The 17,240-nt window shown below is 75.3% G+C and carries 9 protein-coding genes; 3 read left to right on the top strand and 6 right to left on the bottom strand.

Annotated features, from left to right (window positions below):
• Positions 1-43: 43 nt before the first annotated feature.
• From R4Z62_RS33395 to R4Z62_RS33415, 5 genes are all read right to left on the bottom strand, one after another.
• The gene (locus R4Z62_RS33395; protein ID WP_382845474.1) at positions 44-1,006 is read right to left on the bottom strand and encodes a D-2-hydroxyacid dehydrogenase; all 963 of its coding nucleotides are present in this window, start codon (positions 1,004-1,006) and stop codon (positions 44-46) included.
• The gene (locus tag R4Z62_RS33400) at positions 1,003-2,142 is read right to left on the bottom strand and encodes a Glu/Leu/Phe/Val dehydrogenase dimerization domain-containing protein (RefSeq protein ID WP_491521781.1); all 1,140 of its coding nucleotides are present in this window, start codon (positions 2,140-2,142) and stop codon (positions 1,003-1,005) included. Before R4Z62_RS33400 ends, R4Z62_RS33395 begins: the two co-directional genes overlap by 4 nt.
• Before the next feature lie 109 nt (positions 2,143-2,251).
• Positions 2,252-7,618 carry a non-ribosomal peptide synthetase/MFS transporter gene (locus R4Z62_RS33405; RefSeq protein WP_491521782.1) on the bottom strand — a complete coding sequence of 1,789 codons (5,367 nt, stop codon included), beginning with the start codon at positions 7,616-7,618 and terminating at the stop codon, positions 2,252-2,254.
• Positions 7,615-11,037 carry an amino acid adenylation domain-containing protein gene (locus R4Z62_RS33410; protein WP_491521783.1) on the bottom strand — a complete coding sequence of 1,141 codons (3,423 nt, stop codon included), beginning with the start codon at positions 11,035-11,037 and terminating at the stop codon, positions 7,615-7,617. The genes R4Z62_RS33405 and R4Z62_RS33410 overlap by 4 nt, the downstream gene beginning before the upstream one ends.
• 150 nt (positions 11,038-11,187) lie before the next feature.
• Positions 11,188-12,885, bottom strand: coding sequence for an amino acid adenylation domain-containing protein (locus R4Z62_RS33415; RefSeq protein WP_491521784.1), 1,698 nt, complete (start codon positions 12,883-12,885; stop codon positions 11,188-11,190).
• Positions 12,886-13,309: 424 nt separating this feature from the next.
• Between R4Z62_RS33415 and R4Z62_RS33420 the strand changes: the two genes are divergently transcribed.
• The 3 genes from R4Z62_RS33420 to R4Z62_RS33430 all read left to right on the top strand — a co-directional run bounded on the left by R4Z62_RS33420 (position 13,310) and on the right by R4Z62_RS33430 (position 16,286).
• Positions 13,310-13,684, top strand: a complete 375-nt coding sequence (locus R4Z62_RS33420; protein ID WP_355482087.1) for an SAV_915 family protein — start codon at positions 13,310-13,312, stop codon at positions 13,682-13,684.
• The gene (gene lysA, locus R4Z62_RS33425; protein ID WP_491521785.1) at positions 13,681-15,015 is read left to right on the top strand and encodes a diaminopimelate decarboxylase; all 1,335 of its coding nucleotides are present in this window, start codon (positions 13,681-13,683) and stop codon (positions 15,013-15,015) included. The genes R4Z62_RS33420 and lysA overlap by 4 nt, the downstream gene beginning before the upstream one ends.
• 326 nt (positions 15,016-15,341) lie before the next feature.
• Entirely contained in the window at positions 15,342-16,286 is a 945-nt protein-coding gene (locus tag R4Z62_RS33430) for an SDR family oxidoreductase (RefSeq protein WP_491521786.1), read from the top strand.
• A 32-nt stretch (positions 16,287-16,318) separates the two neighbouring features.
• Here R4Z62_RS33430 and R4Z62_RS33435 read toward each other — a convergent pair whose 3' ends face one another.
• Positions 16,319-17,191 carry a helix-turn-helix domain-containing protein gene (locus R4Z62_RS33435; RefSeq protein WP_491521963.1) on the bottom strand — a complete coding sequence of 291 codons (873 nt, stop codon included), beginning with the start codon at positions 17,189-17,191 and terminating at the stop codon, positions 16,319-16,321.
• Between the last annotated feature and the right edge of the window lie 49 nt (positions 17,192-17,240).

Here is a 17,240-nt window from a genome sequence, read left to right on the forward strand (position 1 = left end):
CGTTCGCGCCGTCCGGGAGCACGTCAGGAAGACGCCGCGCACCTCACCCGTGCGGGAGCGGGACCACGACGGCGTCCCGTGCCGGGCGGCCGGCCCGCAGGTCGTCGAGGTTGTCCTTGAACGTCCGGGCCACCGCGGCCGGTTCCCCGGGGAAGGCGAACGCGCAGTGCGGGGAGACCACCAGGTTCGGCGTCCGCCACCGTAGGTCGTCCGCGGGAAGCGGCTCGGTGTGGTGGACGTCGAGGAACGCCCCGCGCAGCGCGCCCGTCTCCAGGGCCTCGGACAGGGCCTCGTCGTCCACGGTGGCGGCGCGGCCGACGTTGACCAGCACCGCACCGGGCCGCAGCGCCGCGAACACCGCGGCGCCGACGAGACGCCGGGTCCCCTCGGCGGCCGGAAGGCAGCACACCACGTGGTCGGCGTCCGCGGCGGCTTCGGCCAGACGGTCCGCTCCCACGGTGCGGTCCGCCTCCGGGACCGCCACCTGCCCGGTACGGGTGACGGCGACGGACCGCGCGCCCAGCGCGCCGAGCCTGCGCAGCACGGCCCGGCCGATCCGCCCGGCCCCCACCACCAGGACGGTCGAGCCGCTCAGCATGGTGGCGGAGGAGGCGTACCAGGGGCGCCGCTGGGGTCGTGCCGACAGGGTCGAGAGGTCCTTGAGCAGCATCAGCAGGGCCGAGAGCGCGTACTCCGCGACGGGTTCGGCGGGCACCCGGGCCGAGGTGGTCACCAGCGTCCCGGGCGCGAGTCCGGCGGCGGCGAGATGGTCGGTGCCGGTGCCGGTGAGGTGCAGCCAGCGCAGGTTGGGCAGCAGCGGCAGGGAGCGCTCCGGGAAGTGCTGGCCGATCAGTACCTCGACCTCGCCGAGCCGGCTCGCCGGCAGGCCGGGCAGCGCGGGGGCCAGTTGCTCCGCGGGCACCGGTTCCAGGTGCGGCAGCAGGTCCGCGGCCATCGCGGTGTGGGCGACGAACACCTTCGGGGCGTGCCAGGGACGTCCCGTCACCGGTGCACCGCCCGGTCCGCCAGGAGTTCCGTGACGGGATCGGCGCGGCCGAGGTCCGACAACTCGGTCACCAGGGCGCAGTTCCGCTTGATCTTGCCCGCGATCCAGGCGCGCAGCCAGGCCGCGAGGCCGGGGGCGGGCAGCCCGGACGGCGCGACTCCGGTGAGGACGGCCCCGGTGAGCGCGGCCCCGCCGACGTTCACCACCACATCGGGCAGCACCGTGTGCCCGGCCTCGCGCAGGAGGCGGCGTGCCGCCGGACCGCAGCTGAGGTTGCCGCCCTCGACGACGACGCGGGCGCGCACGTCCGGCACCGAGGCGGTGTCGACGGCGTCGGCCGAGGCGGCGAGGATCAGCACGTCCGCGTCCACGGTGAGCCAGGCCCGGCCGGGACCGAGGGAGCGCACCCGGTCCGGCAGCCGCGCACGGTCGACGGTGCCGTCCGCCGAGGTCACCGCGATCAGCCCGTCCGTGTCGAGACCGGCCGGATCGGCCAGGGTGCCGACGACGTCGGCGACGGCCACGACGCGGTGCCCGGCGCGCTGGAGATGGCGGGCCGCCGCCCGGCCCACCGCGCCGAAGCCCTGCACCACGACGCGCTGGGGACGGGTGGACCGCTGGGCCTCCAGCGTGCTCAGCGCGGCGGTCGCGACGCCGAAGCCGGTGATGTCGGACATGCTCCGGTAGAACTGCTCCCACGGCACGTCGAGCCGGGTGGCGCCGGGGACCTGGGTGAGGTCGTAGCCGGCCGCCGCGAAGCAGGCGTCGCGGTCCGCGGGCGTGATCCCCTGGTCGCAGCCCAGATACACACCGCCGTGCAGCAGCGGGCGGCTCACCCGGCCGAAGGTGCGCATCAGGCCGTCGCGGTCCGTGAGGGGCGCACGCGGGCGGATGCCCGCCTTGGCTCCGCCGATCGGCAGGTCGATCAGGGCGAGCTTCTGGGTCATCGCCCGTGCCAGGGAAGCCAGTTCGCGCTCGTCGACGGTCTCGGTCAGACGGGTGCCTCCCATGGCGAGGCCGTGCACGGTGCTGTCCACGACGACCCAGGCGTCGGCGGCGCAGCCGGGCAGGGTGAGGGTGGTGGTGAAGAGAGGGGAGGCCGGCAGAGCGTCGTCGCTGTGCAGGAGCTGGTGCATGATCACGTCTTTCTGGTTCCGTGGGGTGCGTCGGGGCGGGGCGCGAAGGCGCGGGGCGCGGATGCGGCGCGGCCGGAGCGGACCGGCCGTGCCAGGTGGGCCGGCGGTGTCAGGCGGTGCTCCGGCGCAGCAGGGCGTCCGCCTCGTCCTGGAGCGTGTCGAGGTCGTCGGCGACGACGCCCGCCGTCGAGACGTCCGGCAGGCGGCTCTCGATGTGGCGCAGCGGGCGGTAGCGCAGCCCGAGCACGCCCCAGAGCGCCAGCAGCAGACCGCCGCCCACCATCAGGAGCCCCATGTCCCGGCCCGGCCCCGTACCGCCGACGATCTGAGAGAACGGCGCGTGCCCGGCGAGCGGGCCGACGACGTGGTGCAGCAGGACGGGGGTGAGCAGGAAGCCGAGCGGCATCAGCCCCGTGGCGAGCATCTGGTTGGTGGCCACGACCCGGCCCTGGAGTTCCAGGCCCACCTTGGCCTGGAGGATGGCGAGCCAGTGGGCGTTGAGGACGGCGTTGCACACCCACCACAGGAACAGGCCGACCCCCATGAGGACGGGCTCGGGGCGCAGCCCGATGAGCGCGTTCGCCAGGCCCATCCCGATCGTCATGCCGATCATGCCGTCGGCCCGGCGCCGGGTGCCGCCCCAGAACGCCATGGCCAGGCCGCCGGCCGCGGCGCCGAGTCCGCCGGCCGCGGTGACCAGGCCGAGCACGGCGGGACTGCCGGTGGACAGCACGAGGGGCGCCGTGAGCACGGTGGTGGTCGCGGTGACGTAGTTGACGACCACGAAGAAGAGCACCATCGCGACCATGGGCGGCCGCCGCGCCAGGAAGCGCCAGCCGCCCGTGACGGACGGCAGGAACCCCTCGCGACGGCGGCGGAAGAGCCGGTCGGGGAAGCGCACGAGCAGCAGGACGGCCCCGCCGGCGAGCACGGCGACCAGGTCGATGACGACCACCGCGGCCAGTCCGGCGACGCTGATCAGCGCACCGCCCAGGACCGGCGCGATGAGGGTGCTGAGGGCGGTGCCCAGTTGCACCACGCCGTTGGCCTGGGCGAGGTAGGGCTTGGGCACCAGCTGGGCCACCGAGGCGAGATAGGCGGGCCGCTGGAAGGCGGCGGTGAGCGAGGTGAGCGCGGCGAACACCGCGACCTCCCACACCCGGAGCGTCCCGGTCGCCGCCGCGGCGATGAGACCGGACAGGGTGACGCCGTACACGACGGCACACGCCAGCAGCACCCGGCGCCGGTCCCACCGGTCGGTGGCGGCGCCGCCCAGAGGAGCGGCCAGGAACGCCGGGAGCATCGCCAGCATGGTGATCACGGAGTAGGACGACACCTGGTGCGTCTTCTGGAACACCCAGACGCCGAGGCCGAAGGAGGTGAGCGCGGAACCGGTCATCGACGCCGTCTGGCCGAGGGCGAAGAGCCCGAACCGGCGCAGGTCGCGCCGCGCGGGGGCGCCGCCCGGCTCGGCCGGCGCGGGGCGTGGGGCCGGTGGCGAGGAGAGTCGTTCCTCGATGAGAGCGGCCAGGTCGGCGGCCTGGTGCTTGAGGAAGTAGTGGCCCGCGTGCGGGATGCTCGCCAGGGACACGTCGTCGGCGACGGCCGTCCACTCCCGGTGGCGCTCCTCGAAGAGTTCGGTGGTGCGGTCGCGGTCGCCCACGACGCACAGCAGGGGTGCCCGCAGCCGCCGCGGCGCGCGGCTGTCGAAGCGGGCGGTGAACCAGTCGACCGCCTGGCGCGCGTCGTGCCGGACCGCGCGGATCACCGCGCTCCGCGTCTCCTCCTCCAGCTGCCCGCCGAGCGCCCGCAGCACGTCGTGGTACGCGCGGTCCGACGTGCGCCGGTCGTCGGGGAACCAGCGGTGCACCAGCGCGGACACCCGGCCGGGCAGCCGCGCGCTGGGGAAGGCCGCCCCCAGTACGACACCGGCGAGCTCCCGTCCCGTCTCCTCCAGCGCGAGGGCCAGCGCCACCGCGGACGCCGTTCCGACGCAGTGCCCGTAGACCAGCACCTCGCCGGTGTCCCGTTCGGCGAGTTCGTCCCGCACCCGGGCCACGACGTCGGTGAGGGACCGCAGTTCCTCGTCCGCGCGCGCGGGATCGTGGCCGGGCAGTTCCACGGCGAGCACCTGCACGCCGGGCCGCCGTGCGGCGAGTTCGCGGGCGAGGGGCTGGTAGGAGGCCGCGGTGCCGCCCCCGTAGGGGACGCAGACGACGGTCAGCTCCGGTGACGTGCCGCCGGGAGGCCCGGCCAGCCGCTGGAGCAGCCCGGTGCCCGCCGCCGAGGGATCGTCGAGCAACGTCGCCAGTTCCCGCACCGTGGGATGGGTGAAGAGGGACACGACCCGCAGAGCGGGGTCGATCAGGCGGGCGGCGCGCAGCGCGCCGAGGGAGTCCCCGCCCAGCGCGAAGAAGTCGGCGTCGATGTCGAGGTCCTGGCCGGGGAGTTCCAGCACCTCCTGCCAGGCCGCGGCGACACGCCGCTCGGCGGCGCTGCGCGGCGCGGTGCCGCCTGGGACCTGCTGACTCTCCGGTACGGGCAGAGCCGCGCGGTCCACCTTGCCGTTCGGGGTCAGCGGGATCGCGGGCAGCGGGACCAGGGCCGAGGGGACCATGTGGTCGGGGAGCTGCGCGCGCAGGGCGGAACGCACGGCCGCCGTGTCGAGCGGGACCCGGTCGTCGGCGGGGACGAGCCAGGCGACCAGGCGGCGCCGGTGCGCGTCGCCGACGGCCAGTGCGACCGCCTCGCGCACCGCGGGCAGCGCCCGGCAGGCCGCCGCGACCTCGCCGGGTTCCACCCGGTACCCGCGTACCTTGACCTGGTCGTCCAGGCGCCCGAGGAACTCCAGGAGACCGTCGGCGCGCACGCGCACCCGGTCTCCCGTGCGATAGCAGCGCCGCGTTCCGCCGACCGGATCGGGGACGAAGGCGCGCTCGGTGGCCTCGGTGTCCCCGGAGTAACCGCGGGCCACGCCGGGACCGGCGATCCAGAGTTCTCCCGCCGTGCCCGTCGGTGCCGGCCGCCCGGCGCGGTCGACGACGTAGCAGACGGCGCCGGGGAACGGCGTGCCGAGCGGTACGGAGGCGCCGGCCCCCGGGTCACCGGTGCCGGCGGGCTCGCATCCGAGGACGGAGACGGTCGTCTCGGTGGGACCGTAGTGGTTGTGCAGCCGCAGAGCGGGCCGCGCCGCCCGCACCCGCACGACGAGCTCGGGCGGACACGCCTCCCCGGCGAGCACCAGGACACGGCGGGGCAGCACCTGGGCCAGGTCGCCGTGCGCCGCGAGGAGTTCGAGATGACTGGGCACCATCTTGACGACGTCCACCGGATGGGCGGCGAAGTACGCGGCGAGGCCGACGGGGTCGATGGCACGCTCGCGCTCCAGCAGATGCAGCGTGCCGCCGCTCACCAGCGCCCCGAACAGGGAGAGGTACCCGAGGTCGGCCGCCGCCGTGGACAGCAGGGCGAAGGACCGGCCGTGCCCGTCGATCCGCTCCAGGGCGGCGTGCAGATAGTGGGTGAGGGAACGGTGTTCCACCCCGACGCCCTTGGGCGTGCCGGTCGTCCCGGACGTGAAGATGAGGTAGGCGAGCTGGTCCTCGCGCACCTGCGGGCCCGGCCGTGACCGGCCGTCGCCGCCGTCCGCGGTGGACACGTCCTCGGTGACCAGTGCCTGCGCCGCCCGCACACGGCCGGCCGACGACCGGCGGGCCAGCACGCATCGCGCCCCGGACGCCGCCACGGTACGGGCGAGCCGTTCGTCGGGATGGGCGGGTTCCAGGGGGACGAAGGCCGCGCCGGCCTTGAGCACACCGAGCAGCGCCACGGGCAGGTGGACGTCCCGCTCGGCCAGCACCCCCACCGGCTCACCGGCACGGACTCCGGCGGTGAGCAGGGCGGCGGCGACGCGGGTGGCCCGTGCGTCCAGTTCGCCGTAGGTCAGGGAGCCGTCCTCCGCCACGACCGCCGCCCGCCCGGGTGCGGTCCGTCCCCAGCGCGCCACCAGCTCGGGCACGGGCTCCGTCGGATAGCCGCGGACCGGCCCGTACAGGACGCCCTCCTCCGGGTCCGTCGGGAGCAGGTCGCCGACGGTCCGCCCGGGGTCCTCGGCCAGCGCCGTCAGTACGCGCAGATAGGAGTCGGCGAGCCGTCGCGCCGTCGCGGCGTCGAAGCGCTCGCGGCGGTACTGCAGCACTCCGCTCAAAGGGCCCTCGGCGCCCTCCTCGAAGCAGTGCAGCGCCAGCTCGGCCTTGACGGCGCCGGTCGCGATCTCGGTGAACCGCGTGGTGAGGCCGGGGAAGAGGTGGGTGGGGCCGGGCCGGACGTACAGGTTCGCCATCGTGTCGAAGAGGGGCGCGGCGGCTTCCGCGCGTGCGGCGCGCACGTCCCGCACGACGCGTTCGAAGGGGACGTCCGCCCGGCTCAGCGCGTCGAGCACGACGTCGCGCACCTCGGCCAGCAGGCGCCGGCCCGACCACGCGGGGGACAGGACCGTCCGCATCACGACCGTGTTGACGAACGGGCCGACGGCCTGTCCGGCGCGGGCCGAGTGCCGCCCGCCGTCCGGGACGCCGACGGAGATGTCCTCGCTGTCGGACACCCGGGCCAGCAGCGCCTGCCAGCCGGCCAGCAGCACCATGAACAGGGTGACACCGTTGTCGGCGGCGAGGGCGGCGAGGCGTGCCCTGAGGTCCGGTGGGAAGGCGAGGGGGACGCCGTCGCCCGCGTCGGAGGGGACCGGCCGGGCGGGGCGGTCCGCGGGCAGCTCCAGCACAGGGCACGCGTCGCTCAACCGCTCCGTCCACCACGGAGCATGACGCTCCGTCAGGTCGCCGGACCGGTCGGCGACGGCTTCCGCGTACTGCGGCGGGCGCGGGGGAAGGGGTCCCTGTCCCAGGTGGTGGGTGTAGAGCGCGGCCAGATCGGAGACCAGGAGGCCGTTGGAGGCGGCGTCGGTCGCCAGATGGTGCAGGACCAGCAGCAGCGCGTGCTCCTGCTCGCCGAGGCGGAAGCAGGCGACGCGCAGCGGGCATTCGTGTTCGGGCGCGATCGGCCGCCGCACATGGTCTTGGACCAGCCGGTCGAGCTCGGCCCCGGCATCCGGGGCGTCCCGGAGGTCCACGAAGTCCAGGGGGACCGCGGAGGCCGGACCGGTGACCAGGACAGGGGACGGGCCCGACGCGTCGACGGTGCTGCGCAGCACGTCGTGCCGTTCCGCGAGCGCCCGCAGCGCCGCCCGCAGCGCCGGGCCGTCCAGCGGGCCGCTCATCCGCAGCAGGACCGGGACCAGATACGCGCTGCTGTCCGGCTGGAGCTGGGAGGCGAGCCACATCGCCTGCTGCGCGGGGCTCAGCGGTACGGGGCCCTCCTGCCGCGGCGGGGCGTCCTGCGGACCCCGCGACCTGCGGGCGGACAGCAGGGCGCGCAAGCGGTCCTGGTCGGTGCCCGAGGCCGCGGCCGTCGTGTCGTTCATGACGTGCCTTCCTCGTCCGCCGGGTCCTGAGCCGCGTCCAGTGCGGCCAGCGCCCGCTGTTCGACCTCGGCGGCCAGCTCGCGCAGCACCGGCAGGGCGAACACCGTGCGCACCGACACGTCGACCCCGAGCGCGTCCCAGATCTCACCGGCGACCCGCATCGCCGTCAGCGAGGTTCCCCCGAGGTCGAAGAACGAGTCGGAGGCCGCCACGTCCTTCACCGGCAGCAGCCGCTCCCACGTGTCCGCCAGGAACTCCTCGACGACCGTGGACGGCGCGGCGCGCCGCCGCTCCCCGGGATCCTCCGCTCTCACCACGGGTGGCGGCGGGGGCAGCACGAGGGCCGAGCAGGAGCGGTCGGGCGCCGCGGTGCCCTCGGCGAGGACCTGGAGGAACCCGTCCAGCAGAGCGGCCGCCGCCGCCTCGCCGAAGCAGTCGAGGTCGTGGACGAGATGGATCTCGGTACCCGACACCGTCGTGTTGACGAGGAAGGTGGCGTCGTCCCTCGCGACGCCGGTGTCGCGTTCGCCGAGCACCCGCAGGGTCACCGGCCCCGCGACGGCCTCGACGGGCGCCTCCGCGGGACGCATGGAGAGCGAGACGGGCGTCAGGGGCGCGCCGGGACGGACCGGGAGCCCGGCCGCGACGGCCGCCTCGGCGAGCGCTGCGGCAGGGAGCGCCGTGTGGGCCAGCGCCCGGTTGCGGGCGAGTGCCGCCCGCGCGGCCACGGTGCGGAAACTCTCGCCGGGCGCGCGGCGGACCCGGACCGGGGAGACGAAGAGCAGCGGACCCACGACCCGGTCGAGTTCCGGTACGGGACGCCGGGCCACCGGCACGTTGACCAGAAGGTCGTGCCGGCCGGTCCAGTGGCCCATCAGCACATGGAGCGCCGCCAGGTGCACCGCGAACTCCGAGACGCCCGAGGAGGCCGCCAGGTCCCGTACGGCGGCGGCGGTCCCGGACGGCAGAGGGCGGACCAGCCGGGCACCCCGGTGGGCGGGCGTACCCGCGCGGGCCCGGCGAGCGAGGTCCCACGGAGGCAGGGACCCGTGCAGCTCGTCGCGCCAGAACGCGCGGTCGGCCGCGGAGGAGAGCGTGTGCACCTGCTCCTCCCAGCGCGCCACGTCACCGAGCTGCACGGCCGGTTCCGGCACGGGCCGGCCGCCGAGCGCCGCGGCGAGCTCCTCCAGGAGCAGGCCGCCCGACCACCCGTCGAAGGCCAGATGGTCCACGGCGAGCACCAGCCGGGCACGGTCCGGGGCGGTACGGACGAGCGTGGCGCGCAGCAGCGGTGTGTCGTCGGGCGCGAAGACCTGCCGGGCCGCGGCGTCCAGGAGCGCTTCCGTCTCCTGCGCCGTGCGGTGTGCCGCCTCGTGCTCGGTGAAGGGCACGGGTGCCGCGGGCAGCACATGGGCCACCGGGCCCCCGCCGGACTCGCGGACGACGGTGCGCAGGGCCTCGTGCCGCAGGACGACCGCGTCGAGGGCGGTACGGATCGCGTCGGTGCTGACGGCGCCGTCGACGCCGAGCACGAACGCCTCCGTGGTGACGCCGGGCTCCGGGCTGATCTGCCGGGTCCGCCAGAGTTCGCGCTGCATGTCGCCGAGCGGGGATGCGACGGCGTCCGGCAGCCGTGACGGCGCGGGCATCGGGGGCGCGACGCCGACGAGCCCGGCCAGCGCCGCCACGGTCGGCTCGGAGAGGAAGGCGCCCAGCGGGACGGCCGCTCCCCACTCGGCGCGGACCCGGGCGAGGACACGCGCGGCGGCCAGGGAGTGTCCTCCCAGGAGGTCGAAGCGGTCGGTGCGGCCCACCGGCCGGGCGAGGCCGAGCACCTCGGCGACGATCGCCGCCAGCCGTGTCTCCGCTCCCGGCCGCGCGGCCTCGCCCGGCTCCGCCGTTTCGGCGGCAGGCAGCACGGCCGCGAGCGCCTTGCGGTCGACCTTCCCGTTGCTGCTGCGCGGCAGGCGGTCCGTCACCAGGACGCGGGACGGCACGAGGTAGTGCGGGAGGCGGTCCCGCAGCACGCGGAGGATCTCCTCCTCGGCCGGTGGCGCCGAAGCGGTGCCGCCCGTCTCCACGTGCGCGTGCAGCGTGTGTGCGCCGGTGCCGTCCGGACGGGCGAGGACCACGGCGTGGCGTACGCCCGGCAGCGTCGCGAGGACCGCCTCGGCCTCACCGGGCTCGACCCGGAAGCCGCGCACCTTGACCTGCTCGTCGAGACGGCCGAGGTAGTGCAGGACACCGTTCGCGCGGCGCACCAGGTCGCCCGTCCGGTAGCGGGTGCCGCCCGGTGCGGCGGGATCGGCGACGAAGCTCGCCGCCGTGGCCTCGGGATCCCCCAGGTAGCCGAGCCCCACCAGCGGCCCGGCGACCCACAGTTCGCCCGCCGTCCCGTCCGGCACCACGCGCTGCCCAGCGTCGCGCACCGTCAGCTCGCAGTCCGCGACGGCCGTGCCGATGGGCGGCGTGCCCGTCTCGTGGCGGCCTATCGGGTGGGTGGCACAGAAGACGGTGCACTCGGTGGGCCCGTAGAGGTTGACCACGGCCTCCACGCCGGGCTGCGCGTACAGCTGGTCGACCAGCGGGCGCGGCACCGGCTCCGCACCGGCGTTGACCCGGCGCACCCCCGGCGGCAGCGGGCGCTCCAGCAGCATCGCGAGCGCGGACGGCGGCGCGCTGATCATGGTGATCTCGTCGCGCGCGGGCAGATCGGGCAGCGCCAGGACGTCGTCGGCGAGGACGACGCTTCCTCCGGCGCACAGCGGGCCGAAGATCTGGTGGACGGACGCGTCGAAGGACAGCGACGCGGACGCCAGCCCCACCGCCAGGTGCGCGGGTGCGATCGTGCGGCTCATCCACCGCAGGAGGGCGAGGACGGAGCGGTGCGGGATGACCACGCCCTTGGGAACGCCGGTGGAGCCCGACGTGAACAGGACGTACGCCTCCTCGCCGGGCGGCGCCGGACGCGGGGCGGGACCGCCCGCGGCGTCCCGGTGCGCGACACCGTCGACGATCAGGGGGCGCGCTCCGGCCGCGGCGACGACGGGTGCCAGTACGGCGGTGGTGAGCACCTCGCGGATCCCGGCGGCGCGGACCATGTGAGCCAGCCGGGACGGCGGGAGCGCGGGATCGAGGGCCACACAGGAACCGCCTGCCCGCCACACCCCCAGGAAGGCGGCCACCGTGCGCTCGTCGCGGCCCATACAGATGCCCGTCCGGCTTCCCGGAGCGGTCGGCAGGAGGGCGCTGATCCCGGCGGCGAGAACCACCAACTCCTCGTAGGAGGTGCGGTGTTCGCCGGAGATCACCGCGGTCGCGCCGGGCCGGCGGGAGGCCTGCTGGGCCACCAGGTCGAACACGGTCCGGGGAGGGGGACACTCCTCGGTCTGCTGCTGTCGCGGGGGGCGGACCGGCATGGGACGGCTCCAGATCGTGTGGGCGCCGGGATGTGGCGCGGGTGACGCGTGGGGGCCTGCCCCCCCCATGGGTGGGGGAGCGGCCGGGATGAGAGGAGGAGGCGGACGACCGGAGGCGCGTCGGCATTCCGACGGCGGACGGCCGTCCGGTCAGCGGGAGTCTTCGCGGGACGTGGCCGTGCCGGTACGGGCGTCGCGTTCCCGCAGCAGGGCCGCCAGCAGGGGCCGCCCCGCCGACGGTACGTGCCGGGAGCCGGACGCCATCCGCCCGGTGCCGAGGCGCTGCGCGGCGCGCGAGCGCAACGCGGCCCGGTCCAGCTTGCCGCTGCTGGTCAGGGGGACTTCGTCGAGCGGCGCATAGTGCGCGGGCACGTACGCGGGGGGCAGGACGGAGGCGAGATGGGTGCGCAGCGCGGAGGTGAGCGCGCGCGAGGAGACGTCGGCACCGGCCCCGCGGACCCAGGCCACGAGTGCGGTGTCCTCACCGGTCCGGACCGCCACCACCACGGCTTCCTCCACCGAAGGATGGGAGCGCAGATGGTGCTCGATCTCCTGCGGCTCGATGCGCTGCCCGCGGATCTTCACCTGGTCGTCGGTCCGTCCCAGGTACTCCAGGCCCCCTTCGCCCAGCCGCACCCGGTCGCCCGTCCGGTACATCCGGCGGACGGCGGAACCGGCCGGGGCGGACACGAAAGCGCGGGCGGTCCGCTCCGGATCGTCGAGATAGCCGAGGGCCAGGGGCACGCCCCCGATGCACAACTCGCCCTCGCCGCCCCGGGGAACCGTGCGGCCGTCCTCGCCGACGACGAGCAGGGTGCAGTTGTCGACCGGCCGGCCGATGAGGACGCGTTCGATGTCCGGTGCCGACGCCGGGACCGTCCAGTGGCTGACGTCGATGGCGGCCTCGGTGGGGCCGTAGAGGTTGTGCAACGCGGCGGGGAGGGTGTTCACACAGGTGCGCGCCACTTCCAGCGGCAGCGGTTCACCGCTGCAGTAGACGTGCCGCAGGGAGGTGCAGCGGGCCGCGTCGCGATGGCGCAGGAACTCACGGAGCATGGTGGGGACGAAATGGCAGAGGGTGATGCCCTGTTGCCGGATGGCGCGCGCCACCAGTCCCGGGTCGCGATGCTCCTCGGGCGGCAGCAGGACACATGTGCCACCGGAGATCAGAGGGAGCCACAGTTCCCAGCCCGACACATCGAACGTGACCGGTGTCTTCTGCAGGACGCGGTCCCCCGGCCCCACCCCGTAGGCGTCGCGCATCCACACCAGGCGGTTGGCGAGGGCGGTGCTCGCCAGGACTACCCCCTTGGGCGTCCCCGTCGACCCCGAGGTGAACAGCACGTAGACGGGCTGCTCGGCGGAGACCGGCGGGAGCGGCGCCGGTTCCGCGTCAGCGGCGCCCTCGAACCGCGCGGGCACGGTGACGGTGCGCAGTCCCGGTCCGGCCACACGGCTCCGCGTGGCGTCGGTGACCAGCGCCAGCGTGCTGCGCGACACGTCCAGCACGCGGCGCAGGCGCTCCGGTGGATCGTCCGCGTCCAGCGGGAGATAGGAGAGCCCCGCCTTCCAGACGGCGAGCAGCGCCACGGGCAGGTGCACACCCCGCGGAACGGCCACCGCCACCGGCCGCCCCGGCGGCGCCTCGGCACCCAGAAGACGACCCAACTCGTCGGACCAAAGCTCTAGTTGACGATACGTCAGGCTCTCGCCCGCGCATTCGACGGCGACGGCGTCGGGCCTGCCGCCGGCCGCCTCCCTGATCAGCCCGGGGACCCCGGCGGGAAAGGAGCAGGCTGTCCGCCGACCGGATAACTCGGCTCTGTACCGGTCCTGTTGGGGGTGCACATCCGCTCCACTCGTCCGTGGCCGATTTCAGGCGAACCTATAGAAGTGGTGACGAGCAAAACAAGAGTCCCAGAGGGACGTGCCGGGATGCCCTTCCGGCCCCCGGGGCACGCGCAGGCGGGCACCGGGCCGTGCGTCCCGCGGACCCCGCGGGCGGCGACGGCTCACCGATGACCCGCTCCGAGGCGGCCGGACGGCCGCGGCCGCCCCGGCTCCGGCGGCGTACGGCGTCCGGCTTCCTGCGGCGGTCCCTCGGACAGCCGCCCACCAGGCGCGTCACCATCGCGTCAAGGTCCCCCCGCTCCCGGTCAACATCTCGTCAGGGACGGCCGGGACCGGGCGCGGGCGGGCATAACGTCGATGGCGAGCCCCGGTCAGCCTCCCCGCGTCCGGGGCCTCTCAGCTCCCTTTCCGGAGGTGTTCCATGGAAGAACTCCTGTCCGCCGAGGACCCCGAGCCGTCCGATCGGTCCCCGGCCGGCCCCCTGTACGTCCCGGTCCGGCCGGGCCCCCGCGGTTGCGCGGCCCGCCTCTTCCGCACCCCGCTCGGCGACCGCACGGCCGTCGGCTTCACCTCCGAGCGCAGGCTCACCACGACGCTCGGCGCCGGTCAGGCCTGGATCCGCCTCGCCGAGCCCGCGCTGCGCGCACTGGCCGCACCGCTCGGCGCCGTCACCGTCACGATCGACCCGCTGTTCACGGCCCCGCCCCCGGGCCCGGCCGGCCCGGCGCCGGCCGTCCTGGAAGCGGCACTGACCGCCCCGGCCCAGCGCGTCGGCCGAGAGAAGAGCAGGCGATGACCACCGTTCACGAACCCGCCCTCCCCGAGACGCCCGCCGCGCCGCGGGTGTGGCCCGCCTCGACCACCGAGCCCCGCCCCGGCGACCTGGCCGTGGGCGGAGTACCGCTCGCGGAGATCGCCGACCGCTTCGGCACGCCCGTCTACGTCCTCGACGAGGCCGAGGTGCGGCACCGCTGCCGGACCTACCGGGACGCCTTCCCGGACGCCGAAGTCCTCTACGCCGCCAAGGCGTTCCTGTGCCGGGCCATGGTCCGCTGGATGGACGAGGAGGGCCTCGGCCTCGACGTCTGCTCGGCCGGCGAACTGGACCTCGCGGTCACCGCGGGCTTCCCGCCGGAGCGGATGGTGCTCCACGGCAACGCCAAGTCCCCCCGGGACCTGGAGACGGCTCTCCGGCTGGGTGTCGGCCGTATCGTCATCGACAGCCCCTCGGAGATCGCCCGGCTGGCCGCCGCCGTGGGCCCGAGCGGCCGCCAGAAGGTCATGGTGCGGGTGGTGCCCGGCATCAGCGCGGGCGGCCACGAGAAGATCCGCACCGGCACGGACGACCAGAAGTTCGGGCTGTCCATCGCGGACGGCTACGCCCAGCATGCCATCGCACGCATCCTCGGCCAGCCCCAGCTCCGCCTCACCGGCCTGCACTGCCATCTGGGCTCGCAGATCACCGGCATCAAGCCGTATCTCGCGGCCGTACGCCGCATGGTCGGCCTGATGGCCCGCCTGCACGACCAGCACGGCCTGGTCCTGCCCGAACTCGACCTCGGCGGCGGCCACGCCATCGCCTACCGGCCCGGCGACGACGCCCTCGACCCGGCGTCGCTGGCACGCAGGGTCCGCACCGAACTCGCCGACGCGTGCGCCTCGGCCGCACTCCCCGTCCCCCGGCTGGTCATCGAACCGGGGCGGGCGATCGCCGGTCCGGCCGGAATCGCCCTGTACCGCGTCCTGGCCGTGAAGCACTCGGGCGGAAAGGTGTTCGTGGCCGTGGACGGCGGCATGAGCGACAACCCCCGGCCCGCCCTGTACGGCGTCCGCTACGCACCCCGCCTGACCGGCCGGAACAGCACGGCGGCCCCGGCGCGGGTCACCGTGGTGGGACGGCACTGCGAGGCCGGCGACATCGTGGCCTCCGACGCCGGACTCCCCGCCGACGTCCGCCCCGGCGACCTCCTCGCGCTCCCCGCGGCCGGCGCCTACCACCTGTCCATGGCCTCCGGCTACAACCTGGTCGGCCGCCCGCCCGTGGTCGCCGTACGCGACGGCCTCGCACGGCTGCTGGTCCGCCGGGAGTCCATCGAGGACATCCGCAGCCGGGACGTGGGCCTGTGACCGCGACCGAGGAGCGGCGGCGGCACCTGTCACCGCACCGCGCCCGGCACGTACGCCACCGTGGAAGCGGCCCCCCGCCCGCCGGGCCGGAACCGGGACGGCCGGGACCGGCCCGGCGAGCACGGGGGCCGGGACGGTCGGGCACGGACCGACGCCCCCGCCCGCGCACTCAGGGCCCGCCGAGCCGGGGCAGCGGGGCGGGACGTGTACGCGCGAGCCGCCCGGGTACCCGTCGCCACTGACGCGTCCCAGCGACGCCGGGCGTGCCCACCACCCACGGCACGTCCCGTCCCCCCACCGCGTACGGTCCGGAGCGAGGGCCCCACATGCACCTCACCCCACAGCCGCGGTCCGGCACCGCGGCAGCTCACGTCCCGCCCCTGCGGGGCCGCGTCGCCGTCGTCACCGGAGCGGCCCGCGGCATCGGCGCGGCCCTGACCCGGCACCTGTCCGCAGCCGGGATGCACATCGCCCTGCTCGGCCGCGAGGCGCAGTCCCTGCGCGTCGCCGCGGCCTCGCTCGGCACCCCGAGCCTGTGCGTCGAGTGCGACGTCACCGAGCCGGAGGCGCTCGACGAGGCCGCGCGGCAGGTGGCGGACCGGCTCGGAGCCGCGTCCGTGGTCGTCGCCAACGCGGGCGTCGCGGCCGGCGGCCCCTTCCGGCTGACCGACGCCGGACTGTGGAGGCGCGTCATCGACGTCAACCTCACCGGCTCCGCCAACACCGCGCGCGCCTTCCTGCCGCAGCTCGCCCGCACGCACGGCTACTTCCTCCAGATCGCCTCCACCGCCGCGTTCGGCTCGGCCCCCATGATGAGCGCGTACTGCGCCTCCAAGGCGGGCGCCGAGTCCTTCGCGCAGGCCCTGCGCGGCGAGGCCGAACCCGACGGGATCGCGGTCGGCATCGCCTACCTGCACTGGACCGGCACCGACATGCTCACCGGCATCGACGACCACCCGGTACTGCGCGCCCTGCGTTCCCACCAGCCGCGGTTCGCCCGCCGCGTGCACACGCCCGAGCAGGTCGCCGCCTGGCTCACCGCCGGTGTCGCACACCGCGCCGCCCGTGTCTACGCACCCCCCTGGCTGCGCTGGTGCCAGCCGCTGCGCCCCCTGTTCCCCACCCTCGTCTCCCATGTCGCCCGCCGGGAGATGAGGCGCACACCCGCCGCCGACCTCGCGGCCGCCACCGGAGTCATGGGCGCGGGCGGAAACGCCGACTGGGAGGCGTACACGTCCGCCGGGCGCGGCCGGTCCACGCGGTCGCGGTGAGCGGGACGCCGCAGCAAAGGTGTGTGTGTCCGTCAGGGTGTGCCGGGGTGCCGGCCGTCCGCCGGTCCGCCGTGAGCCGGCCGGGCGGGGTCCGCGGGGGAGAGCGCGGCGAGTAGCCGGAGCCTCTCGTCGCTCTCGCCGCCCTTGTCCGGGTAGTAGACGACGAGGATGACATCGTCGACGGGGAACTTGTCGCGGTGCAGGCGCAGTTCACCGACGACGGGGTGGTGGACCGTGGCCGTGCCTCCGTCGAGGGCGCGGACGTCGTGGCGGGCCCACAGGGCGCGGAACCGCTGGCTGGACAGTGCCAGCTCCCCGACCAGCTCGACGAACCGGGGGTTGTCCGTGTCGTCGCCGACGGTGACGCGAAGGGCGGCGACGGCATCGGCGGTCGCTCGCGTCCAGTCCTGCTGGAACGCCCGCTCCTCGGGATCGAGAAGAAGAGAACGAAGCCGGTTCTCGCCGGGCCGCAGACGGGGGGAGATCGCGACGGCCATGGCGTTGGAGGCCAGCACGTCGAACGCGCGCCCTTCGACGAACGCGGGCACCTGGAGGTGGGCGAGCAGCTCGTGCACCCGCGCCGGTACGTGTTCGGGACGCCTGCGGCGCGGCGCCCTGGGACGCGCCGTCGCGAGGCCGAGGAGATAGGTCCGTTCGACGGCATCGAGCCGCAGGACACGCGCGAGCGATTCCAGGACCTGCGGCGAGGGGTTCCTCTCGCGTCCCCGTTCCAGACGCAGGTAGTAGTCGGGGCTGATCCCGGCGAGCAGGGCGACCTCCTCACGCCGCAGGCCCGGCACGCGGCGGTTGCCCCCGGGCGGGAGCCCCGCCTGGGCCGGGGAGACCAGCTCGCGCCGGGCGCGGAGATAACTGCCGAGCCGGTTGCCGGATTCCTCGTCCTTCATACCGACACCCTTCATACCGACACCGTAATGCGGAACGCGTGGCGCAGCG

The organism is Streptomyces sp. PL-25, assembly GCF_058344915.1.